This window comes from Achromobacter sp. ACRQX, from assembly GCF_022346505.1.
Classification (GTDB): Bacteria; Pseudomonadota; Gammaproteobacteria; order Burkholderiales; family Burkholderiaceae_B; genus Achromobacter; species Achromobacter animicus.
In genome coordinates, this window is sequence record NZ_JAKRML010000025.1 from 16620 (window position 1) to 36884 (window position 20265).

A 20265-nucleotide genomic window follows, 5' to 3' on the forward strand; every position below is an offset into this window, starting at 1 on the left:
GCCTTGAATCGCTTAGTACGACGGCGGCGGCAGCAGCGGCACGGGGCGGCGCTCCTTGCCGAAGACCGACCGGTACGCCAGGATGTTGAACACCAGCACCATCGGAATCCCCACGACGGCGCCCGCCATCACGAGCCGCATCGAGCCTAGCGCGCCCGCGCCGTCCCACAGCGTCATGTCGTCCAGGATCAGGTACGGGAACAGGCTGTACGCCAGTCCGCTCAGCATCAGCAGAAACAGCGCCACCGTCAGCACGAAAGGCAGCCAGCTGAAGCGGTCGGCGCGGCCCGGCAGCCGCGCCAGCAGCATTTCCGCGGCCACGAAGCCGGCCAGCATCAGCACCCACACCGACGCCGCAAGGCTCAGGTGGGCAATGTTGCTCCACTTGTAGAAGATGCCGGCGTTGGCCAGGCCCAGCGTGACCGCGATCGACACCATGCCCACGGCGGTCCAGCGGATGGCGTGGCGCGCCCAGTTGGCCGCGCGGCGCTGCAGGTCGCCCTCGACACGCATGACCAGCCACGACGCGCCCAGCAACACGTACGCGGCCACCGCACACAGGCCCACGAACATCGCAAACCAGCCATAACCCGCGTCGGACTGGTAGCCCGTGGCGATGCGGCCAAGCAGCGTGCCCTGGCCGAACGCGGTGATGACCGAGCCGATCCAGAATGCGAAGATCCAGCGCGGCTTCATTTCGTTGCGGGCGCGGATGCGGAATTCGAAGGCGACGCTGCGCAGCACCACGCCCAGCACCATGAACGTCAGCGGCCCATAAAGTTTGCCCAGCACGGCGCCCCAGGCGAACGGGAAAGCCGCCGCAAACAGCCCCATGCCCAGCAGCAGCCAGAACTCGTTGGCGTCGCGCCACGGGCTGAGCAGGCTCATCATGCGCCCGCGCTCGTGTTCCGGCGCGATCTGCAGCAGGATGCCCACGCCGAGGTCGAAGCCGTCCAGGACCATGCCCGCGGCAATCACGACAAACAGCAGCGCCATGAAGGCGAGCGGCATCCAGAACGAAGGATCGTCGGGGCTCAGGCCTTGCGACGCAGCCAGCATGGCGATCATGGCGCACCTCCGCTCAGCTTGCGCACAGGCACGACGCCGTAGCGCGCCGCATGGAACAGCATGCCGGCGAACGCGGCCAGCAGCAGCGCGTACAGCAGTCCGTAGCCGGCCAGCCCGTACAGCACGGTGCTGGAGGGCACGGAGCCCAGGACCTCGGATTGCGTAACGGTGCCGTTCACGACAAAAGGCTGCAGCCCGATGATGGAGACCCACCAGCCGGCCACCACGGCAATGCCGCCGGAGAACATCATGCCGCACAGGACCCGCTGCCACCACGGCGGCAGGACCGACGGGTCCATGCCGCGCCGGAACGTCCACAGGAAGGTCACGCACGCCACGCCCAGCATCAGCAGCCCCAGACCGACGGCCACGCGCAGCGACCAGAAGGTCAGCGCCACCGGCGGCAGCATGCCCGAATATTTGTCCAGGCCCTGGTAGGTGCCGTCGGCATTGCGATGCAGCCACATGCCGCCGGCGTTGTTGATTGTGAGATCGCCTTCGTTGACGTGCCCGCGCGCGTCGGGCCAGCCGAACAGCACCAGTTGCGGCACGGGCCCGCTTTCCCAGAAGCCCGCCGCGGCCGCGGCCTTGGCCGGTTGCAGCTTGGCCATCATCTGACCCGCGCCGGTCGCCACGGGCACCTGCAGGAACGCGGCCACCACGGCCACCACCAGCGCCGTCTTGAACGCGCTGCGCTCGCCCTCGCCCAGCGGCCGCCGCAACGCCTGCAGCGCGGTCACGCCCATCATGAGGAACGAGGCGGCCAGCGCCGCGCCGACCATCACCACGGCCATGCGCCAGCCGACCGAGGGATTGAGCACGACCTTGTGCCAGTCATAGACCTGGTAGCGGCCGTCGACCAGCAGCGCGCCGTCCGGCGTCTGCATCCACGATTGCAGGGCAAGCACCCAGAACACGGCGACGAGCTGCCCGGCCGCCACCATCAGGACGGCCAGCGTGTGCGCGCCATCGGACACGCGGCGCTGGCCGAACAGCATGACGCCCAGGAAACAGGACTTGAGGATGAAGACGGACAGGATGCCGTAACCCAGCAGCGGACCGGCCACGTTGCCGATCTTGTCCATCAGGCCCGCCCACAGGCTGCCGATCTGGATCAGGACGGGCACGCTGGCGGCCAGCGTCAACACGAAGGACAGCGCAAAGATGCGGACCCAGAAGCGGTAGGCCGCCGTCCAGCCACCGTGGCTGGACCACCGGGCCCGGATCTTGAAGAACAGCAGCACCCAGGCCAGCGCCAGAGAGACGGCTAGGAAAAGCGCCAGGAAGCTAAGGCTGGCCACAAACTGCGCCCGGGCCAGGGATAGGGTCGAGATATCCATAATGGCCCGTAGTGTAGAGCCAGTTACATGACTATGGGGGCCGATCGAAACCGGTTGAAGGCGTGGCAAAAATGGCCGCGCTGCGGAACGTGGCAAAATTGACGCTTTGTCGCTGCTTTTTCCTATTCTTTCAAGAATGACCACCGCCCCGACGCCGACCCCCGCCGCATCAAACTTCCTGCTCAACATCGTCCAAGACGACCTCGAAGCCAACCGCTTCCAGGGCAAGCGCTGGGCGGGCAAGCCTGGCCCGGCGGCCATGCAGCAGCAGGGAGACGCGGACCCGGCGCGCATCCGCACGCGTTTTCCGCCGGAGCCCAACGGCTACCTGCACATCGGCCACGCCAAGAGCATCTGCGTGAACTTCGGCCTGGCGCGCGACTTCGGCGGCGTCTGTCACCTGCGTTTCGACGACACCAACCCCGAGAAAGAAGACCAGGAATACGTCGACGCCATCATCGAGGCCGTCCACTGGCTGGGCTTTGACTGGAAGGCCGACGGCCGCGAGAACCTGTACTTCGCCAGCGACTACTTCGGCTATATGTATGAGTTTGCCGAAGCCCTGGTCGAAGCCGGCCACGCCTACGTCGACGAACAGAGCGCGGAAGAAATCCGCGCCAACCGCGGCACGCTGACCGAACCCGGCACGGATTCGCCCTGGCGCAACCGCCCGGCCGCCGAGTCCATCGCGCTGCTGCGCGAAATGCGCGACGGCAAGCATCCGGACGGCAGCCTGGTGCTGCGCGCCAAGATCAACATGGCGTCGCCCAACATCAACCTGCGCGACCCGGTCATGTATCGCGTCCGCCACGCCACGCACCATCGCACCGGCGACCAGTGGTGCATCTACCCGATGTACAGCTGGGCGCACCCGGTGGAAGACGCGCTGGAAGGCATCACGCACAGCGTCTGCACGCTTGAGTTTGAAGATCAGCGCCCGTTCTACGACTGGATCCTGACGCGCCTGGCCGAACTGGGCAAGCTGGCCCAGCCGCTGCCGCACCAGTACGAATTTGCCCGCCTGAACCTGAGCTACGTCGTCACCAGCAAGCGCAAGCTGCTGCAGCTGGTGAAGGAAGGCCATGTGGACGGCTGGGACGACCCGCGCATGCCCACCATCTTCGGCCTGCGCCGCCGCGGCTACACGCCCGCGTCGATCCGCCTGTTCTGCGACCGCACCGCCGTCTCCAAGTCCGATTCGCGCATCGACTACAGCCTGCTCGAACAGGCCGTGCGCGACGACCTGGACCCCATCGCCGCCCGCTCGGTGGCCGTGCTGGACCCGATCAAGCTGGTCATCACCAACTACCCGGAAGGCCAGACCGAGACCTGCACCGCGCCGCGCAATCCGCACGACCCCGAAGCCGGCGTGCGCGAGTTCCCGCTGTCGCGCGAGCTGTGGATCGAGCGCGACGACTTCCGCGAGGAAGCGCCCAAGAAGTATTTCCGCCTGTTCCCGGGCAACACGGTGCGTCTGAAGTACGGCTATGTCGTGCGCTGCACCGGCTTCACCAAGAACGAGGCCGGCGAGGTCGTCGAAGTGCAGGCCGAATACCTGCCCGACACCAAGAGCGGCACCCCGGGCGCGGACAGCGTCAAGGTCAAGGGCAACATCACCTGGGTCAGCGCGGCGCACGCGGTGCCCGCGCAGATCCACCTGTACGACCGCCTGTTCGCGGATCCGCGTCCGGACGGCGGCGACAAGGACTTCCTGGCCTGCCTGAACCCCAACTCCAAGCAGACCGTCACGGCCTGGCTGGAACCGGGCACGGTGGCCACGCCGGGCGCGACCTGGCAGTTCGAGCGCCTGGGCTACTTCACGGCTGACCTGAAGGACTCGACGCCCGACGCGCCGGTGCTGAACCGCATCGTGACCCTGCGCGATTCGTGGGTGCAAGGCTGACGCGCCCGCGTGCGCAATACCGGGAAAAGGCGCCTTGTGGCGCCTTTTTCTTTCGCCCTGCGCCCGGCGCAGGCCGCCCCCGGCGGGTTATCATCCCCGACATCCCGCAGCCGGTTGCGCGCGCCGTTTTCCGCCGCCCGGACCGCCAGCCACAATCAAGATGAACACTGAATCCCTAGCCCTGGACTTCAAGAGCGCCACCCTGTATGCCATCCGGGTGGTTTTGCATAGCGCCGATCCCGACCGCCTGAACGCAGCGCTGGCCAAGCGCATGGCGGATGCCGGCAGCTTCTTTGAAAACGAGCCCGTCGTCATCGACGCCAGCCGGGTCGAGGAGACGATCGACTGGCCGGCGCTGGTCGCGTCGCTGCGCGGCCACAACCTGCCTCCGATCGGCGTGGTGGCCGAAGGCGCCAATTTGCAAGCCGCGCGCGATGCCGGCCTGACCCCGGTCGAACTGTCCACGCCTGCCGCGCGACCCGCCCCTGTGGTGGACACCGCGCCGCCGAACGACGTCGCGACGCCCGTGCCGTCCGTGCCGGCCGCCGCCGTCGAGATCGCGCCCGCACCCACCGACACGTCGGCGCTTGCCGCGCAGACGTCTGCCGCCGATACCGCGGCGCAGGACAAGACGGCGGCCGCTGACGTTGCCGATGCAAAGGCCGAAGCGCAGGCCGATACGCAGGCCGAAAAGCCCGCAGCCGACGCCGATCCCCTGCCCGCCCGCGCGGCCAGCAGCACCACGTCCGCGCCCAGCCCGACGGCCGCCGCCCCGCACTCGTCGTCGGCGCTGGTGGTCACGCGGCCGCTGCGCTCGGGCCAGCGCGTTTACGCACGGCATACGGATCTGGTGGTGATCGGCATGGTCAGCCAGGGCGCCGAAGTCATCGCCGACGGCAACGTGCACGTTTACGGTCCGTTGCGCGGCAAGGCCATGGCCGGCGCGCGCGGCGACACGTCGGCACGCATCTTCACGACGCATCTGGATGCGGAATTGCTGGCCGTCGCGGGCGTCTACCGCGTGGTCGAAGACAAGCTCGATGGCACGCTGCAGAACCAGCCTGCGCTGGTCCGCCTGGATGGCGACACGCTGCGCATCGAAGCGCTGAAGGCCTGATGCCGCGCCCGGGGCGCGGCATCCTGCGAGACGGCGGCGCGGCCGCGGCCCGCTCAAATCTCAACACATCCTGTAAGAAGCCTTACACGGGCTTTTTGCTTTACGATAACGCGATTTATTCGAACATAAGGGTTTGATCGTCATGACACGCATTGTTGTGGTGACTTCCGGCAAAGGCGGCGTGGGCAAAACCACGACGAGCGCCAGTTTTTCCGCGGGCCTCGCGATGCGGGGCCACAAGACCGCTGTCATCGACTTCGACGTCGGCCTGCGCAACCTCGACCTCATCATGGGTTGCGAGCGTCGCGTGGTGTATGACTTCGTCAATGTGATCCAGGGCGAAGCGACCCTCAAGCAAGCGCTCATCAAGGACAAGCAGCTTGAAAACCTTTTCATCCTGCCCGCCTCGCAAACGCGCGACAAAGACGCGCTGACGCAGGAAGGCGTGGAAAAGGTCATCAATGACCTGAAGGAAATGGGTTTCGACTACATCGTCTGCGATTCGCCCGCCGGCATCGAAACCGGCGCGCTGATGGCCGCGTATTTTGCGGATGACGCGCTGGTGGTGACCAACCCGGAAGTCTCGTCGGTGCGTGACTCGGACCGCATCCTGGGCATCCTGGCCGCCAAGTCCAAGCGCGCGGTCGAGGGCGACGAGCCGGTCAAGGAATACCTGCTGCTGACCCGCTACAACCCCAAGCGCGTGTCCGACGGCGAGATGCTGTCGCTGACCGACATCGAGGACATCCTGCGCATCAAGCTCATCGGCGTGATTCCCGAATCGGAAGCCGTGCTGCAGGCGTCGAACCAGGGCCTGCCGGCCATTCACCTGAAAGACACCGACGTCTCGGAAGCCTACAAGGACGTCGTCAGCCGTTACCTTGGCGAAGACAAGGCCCTGCGCTTTACCGACTACGAAAAGCCGGGTTTCCTGAAACGCCTGTTCGGAGGCAAGTAAGCGATGTCCTTCCTGTCGTTTCTGCTCGGTCAAAAGAAGACCTCCGCGTCCGTCGCCAAAGAACGGTTGCAGATCATCCTTGCCCACGAGCGTGGCCGCGGGGATTCGCCCGATTACCTGCCGCAGCTTCAGCAGGAACTGATCGCGGTCATCTCCAAGTACGTGAAGATCAATCCTGAAGACATCAAGGTGCACCTGGAACGCCAGGACACGCTGGAAGTGTTGGAAGTGAAGATCGAAATGCCGCAAAACGAGACGTGACGTCTCTGCTGTGCGCCGGCCTTGCCGGCGCGCGTTGCGCATAAAAAACGCCCGGCATTGCCGGGCGTTGCTTTTTGGGACGAGGAAGGCTTAACGCTTGCCGACCTGGTCGCCGATCACACCGCCGATCGCCGCGCCGCCGACCGTGCCGAGCACGCCGCCGTTAGTGATCACCGCACCCGCGACGCCGCCGAGTGCGGCGCCCCCCACGGTGCTCTTCTGGCGATGGCTCATGCCATCCCACGATGAACAACCCGCCATGGTGGCAGCCAGCGCCACAGCGGCACAGATCTTGGAAAGCGATGCGATTTTCATGATGTAGCTCCTATTCTTTTACCCGGGGCCGCACCGGAGAATCAAAATGCGAGCGAGCGGACCTTTAGGGGTTTAGAGCTTTCAGGATCGCAAATTATCCGGGGACACGGTGTTAGGTTTACCCAGGAATTGTGTCAAAGGGAGAGCGAACTTTTGCACTCCCCTGGGAACGATGTTGCAAGGGCCGGCGGCTATTTGACCAGACGTAACACGTCGCGGAAGCGCGGGTGCTCGCACGTCTCCATCCACTCGAAAATCGCCATCTCTGTCGTGACGATCTCCGCGCCATGAGCGCGCGCGCGGCGCAGCGCGGCATGATGGTCCGACGGCTTGCGCGATCCGGCCGCATCCGCGACAAGCACCGTCTTGTAGCCAAGGTGCACCAGACCGATCACGGTTTGCAGCACGCAGATATGCGCCTCGCAGCCGGCCACCAGCACCGTCTTGCGCGAGGCGGGCAGCCAGTCGTCGAAACCTGGTTCGCGCGCTGACGAAAAGTGCATCTTCTGGAACGTGGCCTGCACCAGCTCGCGCAACGGGTCCACGGTGACGCCCAGCATCTTGCTGTGGTGCTCGGTGGCCACGACAGGTACATCGAGCAACCGCGCCGCCTGCGCCAGCTTGTGCGCGGCGTTCAGCACGGCGTCGCCTTCGTGGATGACAGGCATCAGGCGGCCCTGCATGTCGACAATCAACAGGGTGGAATCGGAGGCGGACAGCAGCATGGTGGGGGACTCCTGGGGGCAAGGGGTCAGCATAACGCTGTGGGGCGGTGATGTCGCGCGGGCCGATGTCTGACATCTCAGAGGATCCAAACGTAGGACTGATTCTGGTGTCTGACACCACTGCAAAATGTAGGACTGATTCGGGTGTCTGACACCCCCGCAAAATGTAGGACTGAATCGGGTGTCTGACACCAAAAAAGAATCCCGGCGCTGGGCCGGGATTCTTGGCATTCGGCTGGTGTCGGACACCAGAGGAATCGGTTGTTTACTTCAATGCCTTGTACCGCAGACGCTTGGGCTTGGCGCCCTCTTCGCCCAGGCGGCGCTTCTTGTCGGCTTCGTATTCCTGATAGTTGCCGTCGAAGAACACGACCTGCGAATCGCCTTCGAAGGCCATGATGTGCGTGGCGATACGGTCAAGGAACCAGCGATCGTGGCTGATGACCATGACGCTGCCGGGGAACTCGAGCAGCGCATCTTCCAGGGCGCGCAGGGTTTCGACGTCGAGGTCGTTGGACGGTTCGTCAAGCAGCAGGACGTTGCCGCCGGCGATCAGCGTCTTGGCCATGTGCAGGCGGCCGCGTTCGCCGCCCGAGAGCTGGCCCACGACCTTGTTCTGGTCGCCGCCCTTGAAGTTGAAGCGGCCCAGGTAGGCGCGCGACGACATCTCGAACTTGCCGACGGTCAGGATGTCGGCGCCATCAGACACGGCGTCGAACACCGTCTTCTTGTCTTCCAGCGCGTCGCGCGACTGGTCGACGAAGGCGAGCTTCACGGTCTGCCCGATCTTGACTTCGCCCGAATCCGGCTGCTCGCGGCCGGCGATCATGCGGAACAGCGTGGACTTACCGGCGCCGTTCGCGCCGATGATGCCGACGATGGCGCCCGGCGGCACTTTGAAGCTGAGGTTGTCGATCAGCAGACGGTCGCCGTAAGCCTTGCTGACGTTATTGAATTCGATGACCTCGTTGCCCAGGCGCTCGCCCACCGGAATGAAGATTTCCTGGGTTTCGTTGCGCTTCTGGTATTCGTACGAGGACAGTTCCTCGAAACGGGCCAGACGCGCCTTGGCCTTGGCTTGGCGGCCCTTCGGGTTCTGGCGCACCCACTCCAGTTCTTTCTTGATGGTCTTCTGGCGCGCCGATTCGGAGGACTCTTCCTGCTTGAGGCGGTCTTCCTTCTGTTCCAGCCACGAGCTGTAGTTGCCCTTCCAGGGAATGCCGTAGCCGCGGTCCAGTTCCAGGATCCATTCGGCCGCGTTGTCCAGGAAGTAGCGATCGTGGGTCACGCCGACGACGGTGCCGGGGAACTTGTGCAGGAACTGCTCCAGCCACTCCACGCTTTCGGCGTCCAGGTGGTTGGTGGGTTCGTCCAGCAGCAGCATGTCGGGCTTGGACAGCAGCAGGCGGCACAGGGCCACGCGGCGCTTTTCACCACCGGACAGGTTGCCGACGGTGGCATCCCAGGGCGGCAGGCGCAGCGCGTCGGCGGCGATTTCCATCTGGTGTTCGATGTCGTCCGCGCCGCTGGAGGCGGCGGCGGCGATGATGGCTTCGAGTTCGGCCTGTTCAGCGGCCAGCGCGTCGAAGTCGGCGTCGGGTTCGGCGTACGCGGCGTAGACCTCGTCCAGGCGCTTCTTGGCGGTGACGACGGCGCCCAGGCCTTCTTCAACCGCCTGGCGGACCGTGTGCTCGGGGTTGAGCTGCGGTTCCTGCGGCAGGTAGCCGATGTTCAGGCCCGGCATGGGCACGGCTTCGCCTTCGATCTCGCGGTCGACGCCCGCCATGATCTTCAGCAGCGTCGACTTGCCCGAGCCGTTCAGGCCCAGCACGCCGATCTTGGCGCCAGGAAAAAACGAAAGGGAGATATCGCGCAGGATCTGCCGCTTGGGCGGCACGATCTTGCCGACGCGGTTCATGGTGTAGACGTATTGGGCCATGGGCTCGTAGGTGAGATATAGCTGAGAAACCGTTGATTGTAGGCCGGATCCCTGACCGGCGTGCGGCAGCCGTGATCCGGCCCCATCTCGCCTTGATCCGGGCCTTTGCCCGCCTTCAGTTGGCCTTCTCGGCCCGGCCCGGCAGACCCGGCGTACGCATCTGCGCCAGCATCACGCCGGCCAGCGCCAGCGCACCGCCCGCGATATGAAACAGATGCGGCTTTTCATCGAGGAACAGCGCCGCGATGGCCACGGTGAACACCGGCATGACGTTCAGGAAGATGCTGGCGCGGTTGGGGCCCAGGTGGCGCACGCCCTGCATCCACAGATACGGCGCAAACAGCGACGGAAACACCGCCGCATACAGCACCAGCGGTACGTTGGCGGCATTGAGCGGCGACGGCGCCGCCATCAGAAAGGCGGGAAGCTGGAACAGAATGCCGAACGCGACCTGCACGTACAGCGACTGCCACGGCCCCACGGGCAGCGCCCACCGGCGCAGCAGCACGCCATAGAGCGCATAGGCCAGCGCGCCCAGCCCCATCAGCACGTCGCCGTGGTTGGCGCCCACGGACAGCAGCCGGGCCGGGTCGCCCTCGCCGATCAGCAGCGCCAGCCCGGCCAGCGACACCAGGCTGCCCAGCACCGCCATGGCCGTGGGGCGCTCGCGCATGATGACCGCCATGACGGCGATGGTCATGAGCGGGATCATCGCGGTGATGAAGCCCATGTTGGTGGCGGTGGTGGACGCGGCCGCCACGTACGCCAGGCCTTGGTACAGCGCCATGCCCAGTCCGCCCAGCACGGCGAATTTCGGCAGGTGCGCCAGCACCTGGCGGCGTTGCGCCCAGACACCGGGCAGCGCAAACGGGGTCAGGACGATGCCCGCCAGCGCCCAGCGATAAAAGCCGATGGCCGCCGGCGCGATAACGCCCGCGGCCATCTTGGTGACGATCATGTTGACCGACCAGATCAGGGCGGCCAGAAGCGGAAACAGGAAAAATCGGAGGGGGAGCTGCGGGGCGTCGGAGCGCATGGATGAAACGGGAAGGCAGAAAGACGAAAAGCAGGCCAGTGTAGGCTCCGTCCGACCCGCTGTATACGTCACTGATATGTTGCCGCCCCGGCACGCCATCTGAACACCGCCCGCGTTTCTTCGTAATCCAAGCGCCCGATGCACCGCAGCGCGGTTCGCGCGACAATAGCGCCTGACGTATCTGCCGTGCCGTCGCGGCCTCATCGCGCCCAGGAACCTTCATGTCCGCCTCTGCCACTCCTCCCGCTTCCTTGACCCATTTCAGCGCACCCGAACTGGACATGCTGGCCAAGACCGCGGATGCACTCAGCGCCTATCTGGGCAAACCCGTGCTGGCGGAAGTGGTGCTGGGCGATGAAGGCACCGAATGGGTGACCTACGGCGTCCCAATGGACGAGAAGGCCGAGACGGACGAGGAACAGACCCACGTGCAGATGGGCGGGCCGGGCGCGCGCCTGCTCGGCAACCGCGGCGGCTTGCCGCAGTCCGATGACGACACCTACGACTGTCTGTACCTGTGGGCGATCCAGATCTCGCTGAACGACGGCGAGCGCTTCATCAAGCTGGACCACGACGGTGAAGAATCCGCCTGGTCCGACAACCTGGAAGACGTGCTGCCCTTTGCCCTGACCGAGGAACCGCAACCGGATCCCGACGAGGAAGACGAAGAAGACGACGGCGCGGACGACGAAGACGACGACACGCCGTACGACGACGTCCACAACCACAACCACCGCCATTGAGCGGCGCGCCGCGGCCCGGGCAGGCGCCCGGTCCACGGCGTCTACAGAATCACACGGTGATCCGGCCTTCCTCGACCGCGTGGCACGCCACGATCGACACCCCCGCCAGCTTCGCGACCGGCGCTTCGGCCTTGCAACGGTCGTTGGCGTGCGGGCAGCGCGGATGAAAGGTGCAGCCGGACGGGGGATTCAGGGGATTGGGCACCTCGCCCGCCACCGCCGTGCGCGGCTTGCCCGCGCCGTTGATGTCCGGAATCGCCTCGAGCAGCATCCGCGTGTAAGGATGCCGCGGCCGCGCGAAGAGTTCGTCACGCGGCGCCACTTCCACCATGCGGCCCAGGTACATCACGCCCACGCGATCCGCCACATGGTGCACGACGGCCAGGTTGTGCGAGATGAACAGATACGTCAACCCCAGCTTGCGCTGCAGGTCCTTCATCAGGTTCAGCACCTGCGCCTGCACGGACACGTCCAGCGCCGAGGTGGGCTCGTCGCACACCAGGAATTCCGGATTGACCGCCAGCGCGCGCGCGATCGAGATGCGCTGACGCTGCCCGCCCGAGAACTGGTGCGGATAGCGGCTCTGGTCCGCGGGATCCAGGCCCACTTGCCGCAGCAGTTCGCCCACGCGCGCCACGCGGTCCGCGGGCGACATCTGCGTATGCGTCAGCATCGGCTCGGCGATGATGCGGCCCACGCGCCAGCGCGGATTCAGGCTGGCATAGGGATCCTGGAAGATCATCTGCAGGCGCTTGCGCAAGGCGCGCCCGCCGGGTTCGGACATGCGCGACAGCGGCTGGCCGTCGAAGTGGATGTCGCCGCGCGTCAGGCCATACAGCCCGACCAGCATGCGCGCGACCGTGGATTTTCCACAGCCGGATTCACCCACCAGCGCCAGCGTTTCGCCGCGGGCGATGTCGAACGACACGCCGTCCACCGCACGCAGCATCACTTTGGGCTTGCGCGCCAGCGTGCGCTCCAGCCAGGGCGGCGATACGTCAAACCAGCGCGCCGCGTTCTTTACTTGAACCAAGGGCGTGCTCATGCGGCCACCTCCAACGTATTGCCTTTGTCATGCAGCCAACAGGCCGCGCGCGACGTGCCCGCGGGCATCAACTCCGGGCGGTCGTGCGCGCAGCGCGGCAGGCGCTGGCCGCAGCGGGGATTGAACGCACAGCCCGGCGGGATGGCGTTCAGGCGCGGCATGCTGCCGTCGATCTGCACCAGCCGTTCGGTGTGGCCTTCCAGCGTGGGAATGGACCCCATCAGTCCCGACGTATAGGGATGGCGCGGTTTGTGGATCACGTCGGCCACCGGCCCGATCTCGGCCACGCGGCCGGCGTACATCACCGCCACGCGGTCGGCGGTCTCGGCGATGACGCCCATGTCGTGCGTGATCAACATGACCGCCGTGCCGTTTTCGCGGCACAGGCGTTTGAGCAGTTCGATGATCTGCGCCTGGATCGACACGTCCAGCGCGGTGGTGGGTTCGTCGGCCACCACCAGTTTCGGCTCGGCGGCCAGGGCCAGCGCAATCACGACGCGCTGGCGCATGCCGCCGGAGAACTGGTGCGGGTAGTGGTCGATGCGCTCGCGCGCGGCGGGAATGCCGGTGGACGCCAGCAGCTCGACCGCGCGGTTGCGCGCCTGCGACCAGGTCATGTCCAGGTGGGTGACGATGGTTTCAGCCAGTTGCCGGCCCACCGTGTACAGCGGATTCAGCGACGTCAGCGGGTCCTGGAACACCGCGCCGATCTCGCGGCCGCGCACGCGGCGCATCTGTTCGTCGGGCAGGTTGTCGATGCGACGGCCGGCCAGCAGGATCTCGCCGGCCGCGATGCGGCCCGGGGGTTCGAGCAGGCCGATGATGGAGGCGCCGGTCAGCGACTTGCCGGCGCCGGATTCGCCCACCACGCCCAGGACTTCGCCAGCCTGGATGGAAAAGGACACGTCGTCCAGGGCGCGTAGCGTGCCGCGGCGCGTGGGAAACTCCACGCGCAGGTTGCGGACTTCAAGTAATGCGCTCATGGTTTACCTCAGTTCAGCCGCGGGTTCAGTGCGTCGCGCAGCCAGTCACCCAGCAGGTTGACCGACAGCACAAGCAGCACCAGCGCCGCGCCCGGGAAAATGGTGATCCACCACTCTCCGGAAAACAGGAAATCGTTGCCGATCCGGATCAGCGTGCCCAGCGACGGCGCGGTCGGCGGCACCCCCACCCCCAGGAACGACAGCGTCGCCTCGGTGATGATGGCGGTGGCCAGGTGGACCGTGGCCAGCACCAGCACCGGACCCAGCACGTTGGGCAGCACGTGGCGGAACATGATGACGGGCGAGGCGACGCCGATCACGCGGGCGGCCTGCACGTATTCACGGTTCTTTTCCACCAGCGTCGAGCCGCGCACCGTGCGCGCGTACTGCGGCCAGCCGGCCAGCGCGATAGCGCCGATCAGCACCGGAAAAGCGATGATCTCGTGCAGCTCGCGCGGCACTGCCGCCCGCGCCACGCCGTCGATCAGGAGCGCGATCAGGATGGCGGGGAACGAGAGCTGCACGTCGGCAACACGCATGATGAACGCGTCGATGCGGCCGCCGGCATAACCGGAGATCAAGCCCAGCACGATGCCGATCACCATCGACAGCAGCACCGAGGCCAGGCCGATCAACAGCGACACGCGCGTGCCGTACAGGATGGCCGAATACAGATCGCGGCCCTGACTGTCGGTGCCCAGCAGGTACGTGGCCTGCCCGTTGGGTTCCCAGGCCGGCGGCAGCAGCGCGTCCAGCAGTTCGACCTTGGTCAGGTCGAACGGGTTGTGCGGCGCGACCCAGCCGGCTCCGAAGGAACCGATCAACAGGGCTGCAAGCAGCAGCGTGGCGACGATGGCCACGGGCGCCCGGCGCCAGGCCCAGGCAATGTCGCTGTCCCACCAGCGTTTAAGTACGGCGCGCATCAGTGAGCCCCCCCGCGAGTCAGCCCGGAACGCAGCCGCGGGTCCACGACGAAATACAGAAGATCGACGATCAGGTTGATGACCACGAACACCAGCGCGATCAGGCACAGGTACGCGGCCATCACCGGCACGTCGGCGAATTGGACCGCCTGGATGAAGAGCAGGCCCATGCCCGGCCACTGGAACACGGTCTCGGTCACGATGGCAAAGGCGATGATGCCGCCCAACTGCAGGCCGGTGATGGTGATGACGGGCACCATCGTGTTCTTGAGCGCGTGGCCAAAGTGGATGGCGCGGCGCTTCAGACCCCGGGCGCGCGCGAACTTGATGTAGTCCGAGCGCAGGACCTCCAGCATTTCGGAGCGCACCAGCCGCAGCACCAGCGTCATCTGGAAGAGCGACAGCGTGATGGACGGCAGGATGAGGTGCTTCCAGCCCGTGGCGGTGAACAGGCCCGACGTCCACCAGCCCAGGCTGACGGTATCGCCGCGCCCGTAGCTGGGCAGCCAGCCCAGTTGCACCGAGAACACCAGGATCAGCAGGATGCCGATCAGGAAGGTCGGCAGCGACACGCCCAGCAGCGAGCCGGCCAGCAGCATCTGGGAAACCAGGCTGTTGCGCTTGAGCGCCGTGTACACGCCCAGCGGCACGCCCACGACGAGCGCCAGCAACGCGGCCACCATGGACAGCTCGAGGGTGGCGGGCAAACGGGACTTCAGCAGGGTGGAAACGGGTTCGCTCTGGCGCAGGGAGATGCCGAAATTGCCCTGCACGGCGTTGGCCACGAAATGGCCGAATTGAACGATGGCGGGCTCGTTTAGGCCCAGGCGTTCACGCAGTTCGATGCGCTCGGCATCGGTGGCGTCCTGCCCCAGCATGATGGTGACGGGGTCGCCGACGTATTGGAAAAGCACAAAGGCCAGTAGCGCGACGGTGAGCATCACCGCTACGGCCTGCAACAGGCGACGCAGTATGAAAGCGAACATAGGCGAAAAAAAGCAAGACGGCGGAACCGGGTAGGTCCCGCCGTCTGGTTAGCCTGGATCAGTCAACCTTGACCCAATCGGCAACGAGGCGATTGTCGGCACGGTGGATGACCGTGACGTTCTTGCGCATGGCCCAGGGGATGACCTGGTCGTGCAGCGGGATATGCCCGAAGTCCTTGGCGTGCCCTTCCAGCACGGTGATGATGTCGGCGTCGCGCTTCTTCTCATCGGTCTCGGTCTTGATCCGATCGATGATGACGTCGAGTTCCTTGTTGCTGTAGTTGCCCAGGTTGTACATGCCGTCGGCGCCCTCACCCTTGGTGCGGATCAGGTTCTGCAGCGTGTACATGGCGTCGAACGTGGGCACGCCCCAGCCGAACAGGTAGGCGCTGGTGTCGAACGACTGCACCTTCGGGAAGTACGTGGAGCGCGGCATGGCGTTCATGGTGGCCTTGACGCCGACCTTGGCCCACATGCCCACGACGGCCTGACAGATGGCTTCGTCGTTGATGTAGCGGTTGTTCGGGCAGTCCAGCGTGAAGTTCAGCGTGCCGTCGTAGCCGGCTTCCTTGAGCAGGGCGCGGGCCTTTTCGGGGTCGTAGGGCACGCGCTTGTGCACGGACTCGGCCCAGCCATGGACCTGCGGCGCGATCATCGTGCCGGTGGGCGCCGACAGGCCGCGCATCACGGCGCGCTTGATGGCGTCCACGTCGATGGCGCGGTACAGCGCTTCGCGCACGCGCACGTCCTGGAAGGGGTTCTTGCCCTTGATGTTGGAGTACTGCAGCTCCGGACGCTTCTGGTCCAGGCCCAGGTAGATGGTGCGGTATTCGTTGCCCTCGACGACCTTCTGCGACTGTCGCAGGCGGTCCAGGTCTTGCGCGGCCGGATCCAGCACGAAGTCGATCTCGCCGGACAACAGCGCGGCGGTGCGCGTGGCGTTCTGCTTGATCGGCGTGAAGACGACTTCGGTCACGTTGCCGACCTTGCCGGCCTTGTTCCACCAGTCCTTGTTTTCCTCGAAGACCGTGCGCACGTCGACTTCGCGGCTCTTGAGCTTGTAGGGACCGGTGCCGTTGGTGTTGCGCGCGCCGTAGGTTTCTTCCTTGTTGACGAAGTCCTGCGGCTTGGCGATGTTGTTCTTTTCGGACCAGGCCTTGTTCATGATGAACACGTTGGTCAGCTGGCGCAGCAGCACGGGGTTGGGCGCCGAGGTTTCGATCTCGACGGTCAGGTCGTCGATCTTGCGCGCTTCCTTGATGCCGGTGGTGTAGGCCTTGTAGTTCGACGTGGGCGCCATGGCGCGGTGGATCGAGAACACGACGTCGTCCGCCGTGAACGCGGCGCCGTCATGGAACTTGACGTTGGGGCGCAGCTTGAAGCGGTACAGCGTGGGCGACACCTGCTCCCATTCGGTGGCCAGGCGCGGCGACACCTTGAAGGACTTGTCGTAGTCGACCAGGGGCTCGTAGATGTAGCTGTTGGCGGCGATCGTCATGCCTTCGTTCTGCGAGTGCGGATCGAACGTGAGGATGTCGCCCTGGGCGGCCCAGCGGAAGGTCTTGGCTTGCCCGATCGAGGGCACTGCCACGGCGGCGGCGATCGCGATAGCAATCAAAGTGCGGCGCATAAGTGTCAACTCCTGACAGTAGTCTGAATACCGGCGCGAGTGTGCCTACCCACAAGACCCGCGTCAATTCAGGGTTTGCGCGTACCGGCGATTGTTTTCACTGGGGAACAACAACCGGGGACGCATAAGCATGTAACAAAATAATCGGACCAAACGACGTTCGAGTGCGCGCTTGCAACGGACGGCGTTATTCGTCCGGGTCGATGGGAAGTTCCAGGGGAACGTGTTCGGTCATCAGCACGTCCAGCATGTCGATCAGCAGCGCGGCCTTTTCTTCGCCGAAGGGCGCCAGCACCGCCTTCTGGTGCTGCAAAGCCTGATCGCACAGGCCGCCGATGAGGTTGGAGCCCTTGGCCGTGATGCAAACCCGCGTCTGGCGGCGGTCGGCTCGCACGCCCGTGCGGGCCACCAGACCGTCGGCCTCCATGCGCTGCACGACCTTGCTGAGCGTGGGCTGCTTGGTGATGGCCAGCACGGCCAGGCTGCCGATGGTTTCGCCGGCGCTGCCTTGCAAGCTGGCGAGCACGCGCCATTCGGTTACGGACAGGCCTGCGGCTTTGACCTGTTGATGGAATTCCGCCGAGATGCGCTGACTGGCCTGCGCAAGCAGATAGGCCAGGTAGCCGTCGACGAACCGCGGGCCCGTTGCGGCGGCGCGCGTGCCCCGTGGCTTATCTGCCTGCATGTTGGTTTGCTCCCACGCACCCATTTCGAAGGCCTGCCCCGTTGCCGAAAAGCGCATTGCACCACGACGGCGCAGCCGTGCGCCATGATGTACCGCAATGCTGTTGCGCAGCACAGGGTATACCCCAAATCGCAACCCGTTTTTGCACCATTGCAGCGCCCTCAATCCGTCAAAAACCTAGAGAACAACCAGTATATACACCCTTGTTTTTGCGTGATATTTTTTAATTTCCATGAAATTTCATCTTTTTTATTGACAGCTAAAACGTTGACTCCTAAAGTATTTTTCAGGCGATGTTTTCGTGGCAAGACGATGCTGCACGGCAGCACGGATTAAGGATCCCGACGGGGTCCGCGAAAGGGATCCAAGATGGCGGAAAGGTCTTTCAAGAAAGAAGTCCAGCAACTGCGCATCGGCGCGGGCGAGGAATTTCGCGGCGAAGGGATTCTTGCCGTCACGAAGGCGCTGCTGCAATCCGGCGTGGGCTACGTCGCCGGCTATCAGGGCTCGCCCATCTCGCATCTGATGGACGTGCTGGCCGACGCCAACGACATCCTGCAGGAACTGGGCGTGCACTTTGAGGCGAGCGCCTCGGAAGCCACTGCCGCAGCCACGCTGGCCGCCTCCGTCATGTACCCGATCCGTGGCGCCGTGACGTGGAAATCCACGGTGGGCACCAACGTCGCCTCCGACGCGCTGGCCAACCTGGCCTCGGGCGGCGTCACCGGCGGTGCGCTCGTCATCGTGGGCGAAGACTACGGCGAAGGCTCGTCGATCATGCAGGAACGCTCGCACGCGTTCGCCATGAAGTCGCAGATCTGGCTGCTGGACCCGCGCCCTAACCTGGAAAGCATGGTCAAGGCGGTGGAAGACGGCTTTGCGCTGTCGGAAGCCAGCAAGACGCCCGTGATGCTGCAACTGCGCATCCGCGGCTGTCATGTGCATGGCCGCTTCATCGCCAAGGAAAACAAGCGCCCGGCGTTCAGCCTGGCCGAGGCGCTGGCAAGCCCGGCGCGCGACACCAGCCGCATCGTGCTGCCGCCGGCCTCGTTCCTGCACGAGCAGGAAAAGATCAAGGAGCGCTGGCCGGCCGCCATCCGCTACATCAAGGAAAACCAGCTCAACGAGCACTTTGACGGCGACCAGGACGACATCGGCCTGATCCTGCAGGGCGGCCTGTACAACGGCGTGATTCGCGCACTGCAGTTGCTGGGCCTGGCCGACAACTTCGGCAACAGCCGCATCCCGCTGTACGTGATGAACGTGACCTACCCCGTCATCGAGGACGAGGTCATCGACTTCTGCCGCGGCAAGCGCGCGGTGCTGCTGCTGGAAGAAGGCCAGCCGGACTACATCGAGCAGAACCTGCACGCGGTGCTGCGCCGCGCCGGTGTGAGCACGCAGTTGTCCGGCAAGGACGTGCTGCCGATGGCGGGCGAATACACGACCCAGGTCATGCGCGATGGCCTGCGGGAATTCCTCAAGCGCAACCGGCCGGCATCGCTGCAGACGCATCCGGCGGTAGCGGTGGATGCGCAGGCAGAAGTGCAGCCCGAGCCCCAGCTCACCATCACCGAAGTCTCGCGGCCCAAGCCCGCCCGTCCCGCCGAACAGCCCATCACCTTCCACAAGCACGTCGAAGGCCTGGCGGCCGTTGTGCCGCCGCGGCCCGCGGGCTTCTGTACGGGCTGTCCGGAGCGGCCCATCTTTTCCGCGCTGACGCTGGCGCAGGAAACGCTGGGCCAGCACCACATTTCGTGCGACATCGGCTGCCATCTCTTTTCCATCCTGCCGCCCTTCAACCTGGGCGCCACGACGATGGGCTACGGCCTGGGCGCTTCCAGCGCGGCCGCCTTCAACGTGCCGGCCGCCAAGCGGCCCATCTCGATCATGGGCGACGGCGGCTTCTGGCATAACGGGCTGGCGTCGGGCATTGGCAACGCGGTGTTCAACAAGTACGACGGCGTCATCGTCATCGTGGACAACTTCTACGCGTCGGCTACCGGCGGACAGGACATCCTGTCCTCGCGCGCCGACAACCCCGATCGCTCGACCAACAACCCGATCGACCAGGCCGTGCGCGGGGTGGGCGTGAAGTGGGTGCGCACGCTGGACCGCACCTACGACGTGGCCAAGGTGCGCGCCACCATCGAAGAGGCGCTGACCACCGACATCAAGGGCCCGAAGGTCATCATCGCGCAGTCCGAATGCATGCTGAACAAGCAGCGGCGCGTCAAACCCCTGTTCAACAAGGCGGTCAAGGAAGGCAAGCGGGTCGTGAAGGAACGCTTTGGCGTGGATCCCGACGTCTGTACCGGCGATCACGCCTGTATCCGGCTCTCCGGGTGTCCGTCATTGACGGTCAAGGACAGCGGCGATCCGCTCAAGGAAGACCCGGTCGCGCACGTGGAAAGCAGCTGCGTGGGCTGCGGCAACTGTGGCGAGGTCGCGCACGCGGCCGTGCTGTGTCCGTCGTTCTACCGTGCCGACATCATCCACAACCCGACCGGCGCCGACCGCTTCCTGGCGCGCATGCGCGGCGCGGTGATCGGCTTCCTGCAACGGCGCCGCGCGGCGCGTCTGGCGCAAAGCGCGCTTTGAGGAACCC

At 65.3% G+C, this 20265-nt stretch carries 18 protein-coding genes; 6 read left to right on the top strand and 12 right to left on the bottom strand.

Features of this window, described 5'->3' with window-relative positions; all coding sequences use genetic code 11:
* Nucleotides 1–12: 12 nt before the first annotated feature.
* Together MHZ91_RS20270 and MHZ91_RS20275 are read right to left on the bottom strand one after the other, a co-directional pair.
* Nucleotides 13–1068: a cytochrome d ubiquinol oxidase subunit II gene (locus MHZ91_RS20270; protein ID WP_239215395.1), complete on the bottom strand. Its 1056-nt coding sequence runs from the start codon at nt 1066–1068 to the stop codon at nt 13–15.
* The gene (locus MHZ91_RS20275; protein WP_239215396.1) at nt 1065–2408 is read right to left on the bottom strand and encodes a cytochrome ubiquinol oxidase subunit I; all 1344 of its coding nucleotides are present in this window, start codon (nt 2406–2408) and stop codon (nt 1065–1067) included. The genes MHZ91_RS20270 and MHZ91_RS20275 overlap by 4 nt, the downstream gene beginning before the upstream one ends.
* A gap of 136 nt (nt 2409–2544) precedes the next feature.
* Between MHZ91_RS20275 and MHZ91_RS20280 the strand changes: the two genes are divergently transcribed.
* The 4 genes from MHZ91_RS20280 to minE all read left to right on the top strand — a co-directional run bounded on the left by MHZ91_RS20280 (nt 2545) and on the right by minE (nt 6647).
* Nucleotides 2545–4311, top strand: a complete 1767-nt coding sequence (locus MHZ91_RS20280) for a glutamine--tRNA ligase/YqeY domain fusion protein (protein ID WP_175123206.1) — start codon at nt 2545–2547, stop codon at nt 4309–4311.
* Nucleotides 4312–4471: 160 nt separating this feature from the next.
* Entirely contained in the window at nt 4472–5428 is a 957-nt protein-coding gene (gene minC, locus MHZ91_RS20285) for a septum site-determining protein MinC (protein ID WP_239215397.1), read from the top strand.
* Nucleotides 5429–5570: 142 nt separating this feature from the next.
* The gene (minD, locus tag MHZ91_RS20290; protein ID WP_008158705.1) at nt 5571–6386 is read left to right on the top strand and encodes a septum site-determining protein MinD; all 816 of its coding nucleotides are present in this window, start codon (nt 5571–5573) and stop codon (nt 6384–6386) included.
* Between the two features lie 3 nt (nt 6387–6389).
* On the top strand, nt 6390–6647 hold the full coding sequence (gene minE, locus MHZ91_RS20295) for a cell division topological specificity factor MinE (protein WP_006217654.1): 258 nt from the start codon (nt 6390–6392) through the stop codon (nt 6645–6647).
* A gap of 90 nt (nt 6648–6737) precedes the next feature.
* On the opposite strand, the gene MHZ91_RS20300 is transcribed toward minE, so the two are convergent.
* The 4 genes from MHZ91_RS20300 to MHZ91_RS20315 all read right to left on the bottom strand — a co-directional run bounded on the left by MHZ91_RS20300 (nt 6738) and on the right by MHZ91_RS20315 (nt 10662).
* Nucleotides 6738–6962, bottom strand: coding sequence for a glycine zipper 2TM domain-containing protein (locus MHZ91_RS20300; RefSeq protein WP_056321146.1), 225 nt, complete (start codon nt 6960–6962; stop codon nt 6738–6740).
* Nucleotides 6963–7153: 191 nt separating this feature from the next.
* Nucleotides 7154–7687 (bottom strand): isochorismatase family protein, encoded by a 534-nt coding sequence (locus MHZ91_RS20305; RefSeq protein WP_239215398.1) that lies wholly within the window; start codon nt 7685–7687, stop codon nt 7154–7156.
* Between the two features lie 265 nt (nt 7688–7952).
* Nucleotides 7953–9626, bottom strand: a complete 1674-nt coding sequence (gene ettA / locus MHZ91_RS20310; protein ID WP_175123208.1) for an energy-dependent translational throttle protein EttA — start codon at nt 9624–9626, stop codon at nt 7953–7955.
* A 115-nt stretch (nt 9627–9741) separates the two neighbouring features.
* Nucleotides 9742–10662 carry a DMT family transporter gene (locus tag MHZ91_RS20315; RefSeq protein ID WP_175138813.1) on the bottom strand — a complete coding sequence of 307 codons (921 nt, stop codon included), beginning with the start codon at nt 10660–10662 and terminating at the stop codon, nt 9742–9744.
* A gap of 221 nt (nt 10663–10883) precedes the next feature.
* On the opposite strand from MHZ91_RS20315, the gene MHZ91_RS20320 reads away from it, so the two are divergent.
* Nucleotides 10884–11405, top strand: coding sequence for a hypothetical protein (locus MHZ91_RS20320; protein ID WP_175138814.1), 522 nt, complete (start codon nt 10884–10886; stop codon nt 11403–11405).
* 49 nt (nt 11406–11454) lie between these two features.
* Here the strand turns inward: MHZ91_RS20320 and MHZ91_RS20325 are convergent, their stop codons facing one another.
* The 6 genes from MHZ91_RS20325 to MHZ91_RS20350 all read right to left on the bottom strand — a co-directional run bounded on the left by MHZ91_RS20325 (nt 11455) and on the right by MHZ91_RS20350 (nt 17657).
* On the bottom strand, nt 11455–12450 hold the full coding sequence (locus MHZ91_RS20325) for an ABC transporter ATP-binding protein (RefSeq protein WP_239215399.1): 996 nt from the start codon (nt 12448–12450) through the stop codon (nt 11455–11457).
* The gene (locus MHZ91_RS20330; protein WP_056568892.1) at nt 12447–13433 is read right to left on the bottom strand and encodes an ABC transporter ATP-binding protein; all 987 of its coding nucleotides are present in this window, start codon (nt 13431–13433) and stop codon (nt 12447–12449) included. Before MHZ91_RS20330 ends, MHZ91_RS20325 begins: the two co-directional genes overlap by 4 nt.
* Before the next feature lie 8 nt (nt 13434–13441).
* Nucleotides 13442–14356, bottom strand: coding sequence for an ABC transporter permease (locus tag MHZ91_RS20335; RefSeq protein WP_175123213.1), 915 nt, complete (start codon nt 14354–14356; stop codon nt 13442–13444).
* A complete protein-coding gene (locus MHZ91_RS20340; protein ID WP_105237526.1) occupies nt 14356–15342 on the bottom strand; it encodes an ABC transporter permease in 987 nt (328 codons plus the stop codon). Before MHZ91_RS20340 ends, MHZ91_RS20335 begins: the two co-directional genes overlap by 1 nt.
* Nucleotides 15343–15400: 58 nt before the next feature.
* A complete protein-coding gene (locus MHZ91_RS20345; protein WP_175138817.1) occupies nt 15401–16972 on the bottom strand; it encodes an ABC transporter substrate-binding protein in 1572 nt (523 codons plus the stop codon).
* A 187-nt stretch (nt 16973–17159) separates the two neighbouring features.
* Nucleotides 17160–17657 (bottom strand): MarR family winged helix-turn-helix transcriptional regulator, encoded by a 498-nt coding sequence (locus MHZ91_RS20350; RefSeq protein ID WP_056569521.1) that lies wholly within the window; start codon nt 17655–17657, stop codon nt 17160–17162.
* A 369-nt stretch (nt 17658–18026) separates the two neighbouring features.
* Between MHZ91_RS20350 and MHZ91_RS20355 the strand changes: the two genes are divergently transcribed.
* On the top strand, nt 18027–20258 hold the full coding sequence (locus MHZ91_RS20355; RefSeq protein ID WP_239215400.1) for an indolepyruvate ferredoxin oxidoreductase subunit alpha: 2232 nt from the start codon (nt 18027–18029) through the stop codon (nt 20256–20258).
* Nucleotides 20259–20265 lie beyond the last annotated feature (7 nt).